This window comes from Streptomyces sp. NPDC059456 (genome assembly GCF_042750055.1).
Taxonomy (GTDB): Bacteria; Actinomycetota; Actinomycetes; order Streptomycetales; family Streptomycetaceae; genus Streptomyces.
In genome coordinates this window covers 1-5,895 of sequence record NZ_JBHYVA010000546.1, presented here as the reverse complement: position 1 = coordinate 5,895, position 5,895 = coordinate 1, and the positions used below count along the sequence as shown (strand labels likewise).

Genomic DNA, 5,895 nt, shown 5'->3' with positions numbered 1-5,895 from the left:
GTCCGGGCCGGGTGCGTCGCCGCGCGGCCCCCGCCGGCCGCGCCCGCGGCGGCGGTGTCAGTGCAGGGCCAGCCAGGTGATGCCGGCCGCGCCGACCAGGGTCCCGGCGGCGAGGGCGGCCGGCCGGGAACCGCGCACGGTGTACCCGACGAGCAGGGCGGTGAGGGCCACGGCCGCCGTGCCGATGGAACCCCGCAACACCCCCTGGCTGTAGCCGAACTCCTCGAAGTGCCGTACGAGCCACACCAGCCAGACCAGTCTCATGACGCCCCCTCCGTGCCCCTGTACGCCGCGAAGATCGTATCTTCGCCCCCGAAACGCCACCGGGGGGCCCCGCCGGAAACCGGCGGGGTGCCCCCCGTCGTGGTCGGGTCCGCCGACCGGGATCAGCCCTCGTAGCGGCCCAGGCGGTCCGCGGCGTAGTCGTCGAAGGCCTGGTCGATCTCCGCGGCGGTGTTCATCACGAACGGGCCGGCGCGGAAGACCGGTTCGCCGATCGGCTCGCCCGTCAGGAACAGCAGGTCGGCACCGATCGGGCCGCCCTCGACGCGGACCGCGCCGCCGTCGTCGGCGAGGACGGCCAGTTCCCCGTCGGCCAGCTCGCTCGCGCCGACCCTGCCGCTGCCCGACAGGACGTACACCGCCGCGTTGCGGCCCGCCGGAGCCGGGAGTTCGGCGCTCGCACCGGGCGCGATCGAGGCGTGCACGACCGTCACCGGGACCTGCGTGTCGAACGGACCGGTCACACCGAGCGCGGAGCCCGCGATGACCTTGAACCAGGAGCCGTCCAGGGTGCGCACCACCGGGATCTCCTGCGCCGTGTGGTTCTGGGTGCGCGGACGCAGTCCCTTGCGGGAGGCCGGCAGGTTCACCCAGATCTGGAGGTTGTGCTGGAGGCCCCCGGCCGCGCGGAAGGCGTCGGTCGGCTGTGCCGAGTGCACCACGCCCGCGCCCGCCGTCAGCCACTGCACGGCACCGGGCGGTACGACGCCGCGGCTGCCGGTGGAGTCCGCGTACTCGATGTCGCCCTCCAGGACGTACGCGATGGTCTCGAAGCCGCGGTGCGGGTGGTCGGGGGCGCCCTTGGGCTCGCCCGGGCCGAGGTCCACGGGGCCGACCTGGTCGACCATCAGGAAGGGGTCCAGCTGTGGGATCCGCGGGGTGGGGAAGGGGCGGCGGACCGGGAAGCCCTCGCCCTCCAGCGTGTGCACCGGCTGCACCACGTCGGCCACCGAACGGAGCGCGGTGGCGGGGGCGGTGGCGGTGGCGGAACCCAGCGTGGTCATGATGCCTTCTCTCGTCGTTCGCGGTCGTCGCTCTCCGGCGGTGGCGAGCTGTAATGAACCATACAGTTCAGTTCAGTTCGAGGTCAGTTATACGGGACGGACCGTCCCCGATCAAGTCCTGCGCACCCACCGGCCCGCCGACAGATGACAGATACCGCCGACCGCCGTTGTCGGTGCGTCCCCCGCGCGGACAGACTCCTGCCATTCACCGACGTTCATCTCGCAGGGGCATGCCGGGCACGGCATTCGCTGCGCATGTCACCTTCGCGGAAGGACAGTTCATGCCCGAGCTCAAGATCCTGGCCATCTCCGGCAGCCTGCGCGGCGCCTCGTACAACAGCGCCCTCGTGCGCGCCGCCCAGAAGTTCGCCCCCGGTGACCTGGCGATCGAGATCTACGAGGGCCTGCGCGACATCCCGCCCTACGACACCGACCACGACATCGACCCGGCGCCGGTCGCCGTGGCCGACCTGCGCCGCCGCATCGCCGAGGCGGACGGCCTCTTCATCGCCACCCCCGAGTACAACTACGGGATCCCCGGTGTCCTGAAGAACGCCCTGGACTGGGCGAGCCGCCCCGCCCTCGCCTCCTCGCTGACCGGCAAGCCCGTCGCCATCGCCGGCGCCGCGCCGACCAACTTCGGCACCGTCCGCGCCCAGCTCGCGCTGCGCCAGATGTTCCTGTGGACGGACTCCAAGGTCGTCGGCAAGCCGGAGCTGCAGATCTTCCGCGCCCACGAGCGCTTCGACGAGCACGGCAACCTGACGGACGAGACCACCGTCGAGATCCTCCAGCAGCTGCTCTCCGCACTCGGCACGAAGATCCGCGAGACCCGCGCCATCGCCGAGGCCGGCCTCTGACCGGCAGCCGGCCCGTTCACTGAACCACCCCCCCAAAGACCGGAGTCGCCGGCTCCTGCACGCTCCCCCCTCTCCGAAGGGCCGCTCACACCCCCGTAGCGGCCCTTCGGTCATGCCCGGATCCGGGCGGTGCGCGGCGGGCTTGCGGGCGATTCCGCGGGAGTTGACGAAGCCTTCGCGACGCGGTGCGCGAACGCCCCCGGCCCTTGCGAGGATCGCCCCATGCGTGCAGCTTTCATCGAAGAACTGGGCCCCGCCGAGAACATCCGCCACGGCGACATCGCCCCTCCGGCCCCCGGCCCCACGGACGTCCTGGTCGAGGTCGAGGCGGTGTCCGTCAACCCCGTGGACACCTTCGTGCGGTCCGGGCTCTTCCGCACCCCCGTCGAGTTCCCGTTCGTGATCGGCCGCGACCTGGTCGGCACCGTCGTCGCGGCCGGACCCGGCGCGGCCGGCTTCGCGCCCGGCGACCGCGTGTGGTGCAACAGCCTCGGCCACGGCGGCCGCCAGGGCGCCGCCGCCGAACTGGCCGTCGTCCCCGCCGACCGGCTCTACCGCCTGCCCGCCGCCGTGGACGCCGCCGAGGCCGTCGCCGTCGTCCACCCCGCGGGCACCGCCTACCTCGCCCTCTTCACCCACGGCCGCATCCGCCCCGGCGAGACCGTGCTCGTCGCCGGCGCCGCCGGGAACGTGGGCAGCGCCCTGATCGTCATGGCCGTCGAGGCGGGCGCCCGGGTCATCGCCACCGCCGCGGCGCGCGACGCGGGCCACTGCCTCGCGCTCGGCGCCGAAGCCGTCTTCGACTACAAGGACCCGGACCTCGACGACCGCATACGCGAGTTCGGCCCCGGGGGCGTCGACGTCCACATCGACACCTCCGGGACCAACGACCTGGCCGGCGCCGTCGCCCTGCTCGCACCCCGCGGCCGGATCGTCCTCCTCGCCGGTGCCCGCTCCCAGCCCGTCCTGCCCGCCGGGCCGCTCTACATGAAGGACGGCTCCGTCGTCGGCTTCGTGATCTCGCACGCCACCTCGGCCGAACTCGCCGAGGCCGCCGGGGCGATCAACCGCCTGCTGGCCAACGGCAGACTGCGCGCCCGCTCCATCGAGCGGGTCCCGCTGTCGGAAGCGGCCCGTACGCACCGGCGCATCGAGGACGGCGAACTGCACGGCAGCCGCGTCGTCCTGCTGCCGAAGGAGTCCTGACGCGGGCCCCGCCGGCCGACCTGACGGACTGACCCGGCGGCGCCCCCCGCCACTGTCAGCGACTGCCAGACTCGCCGCATGGACGATTCCCCGGAGGCCCAGGCCCTGGCCGCCCCGCGCAGCACCCGGGCGCGGTTCGCGATCCTCGGCGCCGTTCAACTCCTGCTCAACGCCTCGGTGTCGGTGACATTCGCCGCCGGCCCGGCCATGCAGCGGGAACTCGGCCTGAGCCGGATCGACCTCATCCTCGACAGCGCCGCCTACGGCCTCGCCTTCAGCGGCCTGCTGCTGCTCGGCGGCCGGCTCACCGACCGGATCGGGCAGCGCCGGCTGTTCACCCGGGGCACGGCCCTGTTCGCCGCCGCCTCGCTCGCCGCGGCGCTGGCCCCCAGCTCACACACCGTCCTCGCCGCACGCTTCCTCCAGGGCTGCGGGGCCGCCCTCGCCGCACCGGCGGCCATGGCCCTGCTGCGGGTCGTCTTCCCCGAAGGCAGGGCCAGGGCCGCCGCCCTGGCCCGCTGGGGGCTGCTGGCCAGCCTCGGCGCCGCCGTCGGCATCGTCCTCAGCGGAGCGCTCGTCACCTGGCTGACCTGGCGGTGGAGCTTCGGGGTGCTCGCCGCCGCGGCCACGGCCGTACTGGCCCTCACGTCCCGTGCGTTGCCGGCCGGCCCGGCCCCCGTACGGGTCCCCGTGGACCTCCTCGGCGCGGTGCTCGGCACCCTCGCGCTCTCCACCCTCGGCTACGGCCTCGTGATGGTCGGCCCGCACGGCTGGGCCGCAACCGAGGTCCTCGCCCCGCTCGCCCTCGGCGCGGTCCTGCTCGCCGTGTTCATCGCCGCCCAGCAGCGCGTCCGCGCACCCCTGCTGCCGCTCGCCTTCCTCGCCTCGCGCCGCCGGGCGACCGCCCTGGTCTGCGCGCTGCTCGGCCCGGCGATCGGCGCGAGCACCGCCTTCCTGCTGGCCCTCTACTTCCAACAGGTGCGCGGCTACTCGGCCTTCCAGAACGCGCTCGCCTTCATCCCGTACAGCGCGATGCTGCTCGGCGTCGGCTTCGTCGCGGGGCGGATCGTCGCCCGCCACGGCGTGCGCGCGGTGGCGGTCGGGGGACTGGCCGTCATCGCCGCGGGACTGTTCCTGATCGGCGGCGTGGGGCTGCGCACGGGCTCCACCCCCTGCGTCCTGGCCGGGCTGGTCGTCCTGTCGGCGGGGATCGGCACGCTGATGTCCGCCGCGGTGGTGGGGGCCGTCAGCGGGGTCCCGGAGGAGCAGTCCGCGCTGGCCGGGGCGGTGGTCAACACGGCCATCCTGGCCGGTCCGACCATCAGCCTCGCCCTGATCACCTCCGCCGCCGACGCCCGCACGGCCACCCTGCTGGCCGCCGGTGACCCGGCCGCCGCGACCGGCGGGTACGCGTTCGCCTTCGAGGCGGCCTGCGCGGTGTTCGTCCTGGCCATCGCCCTGGCCGGGTACGGGCTGGCGCCGGACCGCCGCCCGGTCCGCCGGGAGGGGCCGCGGACCGCCGACCGGCAGGCAGAACACTCCTCCACTCCGGCCTGACCAAGGGGGGCAGGCCGGGGTGGAGGTCCCGGACCCCCGGGATGGTCACTCAAGGTGACGGCGTCACGGGTGCAGCAAGCGGGGCGGCTGATGGAATACATGCAGGTGGAGGCGGTTTCATCGGTGCTTTGAGGGGCGTCTGGCGGGGTGGGTGACCTGGTCTCCGGTTGCCGAATGTGACGGCGTGGCGGTGAGTGGACAGGGGCAAACCCTGTGCCCCCCGACGCCGAACAGGAGAGAAATCTTGCACCGCATCACCCGCTACACCCTCCCCGCCGCCCTCTGCGTGACGCTGCTCGGTGCGTCCCCCGGTCTGGCCGGTGCCGTCGACTCCCCCGCCAAGGCGACCACTCCGGCGAAGAAGGCCATTCCCGGCGCCGAGGCGCTGACCGCGCAGGTGGAGTCCCTGGGTTCCGCAGGCAGCCTGATCACCCCGGTCACCAACTTCCTCGGGGAGGTCCTGAAGTCACCGGACGGCAAGCTCCCGGAGGCGGACCTGGCCGCGCACAGGCAGAAGATCGAGGCGGCGCTGGCCGGCCTGAAGAAGACCTTCGCGGCGGCGGCCCCGGCGGCCCCCGGGGCCGCGGCCAAGCCGTCGGCGAACGCGCCGCTGACCCCGGCGGTCCTCCCGAAGGCACCGGCGGACGAACCCCCGGCGGACGAACCCCCGACCGAGGCGGCCAAACCCCCGGCGGACGCGGTGAAGCCCCCGGCCGACGCTGCGAAGCCGCCGGCCGATGCCGTGAAGCCTCCGGCGGAGGCCGTGAAGCCCCCGATCGACGCCGCAAGGCCCCCGGCCGACGCCGTGAAGCCGCCGAAGGAGGGAGTGAGGCCTCCCGCGCACGTTGCGAAGCCGCCGGTTGAGGCTGCGAAGCCTCCGGCTGACGCCGCAAAGCCCCCGGTCGAGGCCGCAAAGCCTCCGGCGGAAGCGGTGAAGCCTCCGGCTGACGCCGCAAAGCCCCCGGTCGAGGCCGTGAAGCCGCCGG

General features: G+C 74.1%; 6 protein-coding genes. 4 read left to right on the top strand and 2 right to left on the bottom strand.

The features are described from left to right. Positions 1–57 precede the first annotated feature (57 nt). The gene (locus tag ACFXA3_RS32925) at positions 58–264 is read right to left on the bottom strand and encodes a hypothetical protein (protein ID WP_385192870.1); all 207 of its coding nucleotides are present in this window, start codon (positions 262–264) and stop codon (positions 58–60) included. 122 nt (positions 265–386) lie between these two features. Continuing rightward, a complete protein-coding gene (locus ACFXA3_RS32920) occupies positions 387–1,286 on the bottom strand; it encodes a pirin family protein (protein WP_385192868.1) in 900 nt (299 codons plus the stop codon). Between the two features lie 281 nt (positions 1,287–1,567). On the opposite strand from ACFXA3_RS32920, the gene ACFXA3_RS32915 reads away from it, so the two are divergent. From ACFXA3_RS32915 to ACFXA3_RS32900, 4 genes are all read left to right on the top strand, one after another. Next, a complete protein-coding gene (locus ACFXA3_RS32915) occupies positions 1,568–2,146 on the top strand; it encodes an NADPH-dependent FMN reductase (RefSeq protein ID WP_385192865.1) in 579 nt (192 codons plus the stop codon). 222 nt (positions 2,147–2,368) lie between these two features. Then, positions 2,369–3,352: an NADPH:quinone reductase gene (locus ACFXA3_RS32910; protein WP_385192863.1), complete on the top strand. Its 984-nt coding sequence runs from the start codon at positions 2,369–2,371 to the stop codon at positions 3,350–3,352. A gap of 78 nt (positions 3,353–3,430) precedes the next feature. Then, positions 3,431–4,909, top strand: a complete 1,479-nt coding sequence (locus ACFXA3_RS32905) for an MFS transporter (protein ID WP_385192861.1) — start codon at positions 3,431–3,433, stop codon at positions 4,907–4,909. A gap of 244 nt (positions 4,910–5,153) precedes the next feature. Next, positions 5,154–5,895, top strand: a 742-nt coding sequence (locus ACFXA3_RS32900) for a hypothetical protein (protein ID WP_385192858.1), incomplete at its 3' end; no start/stop codon positions are given.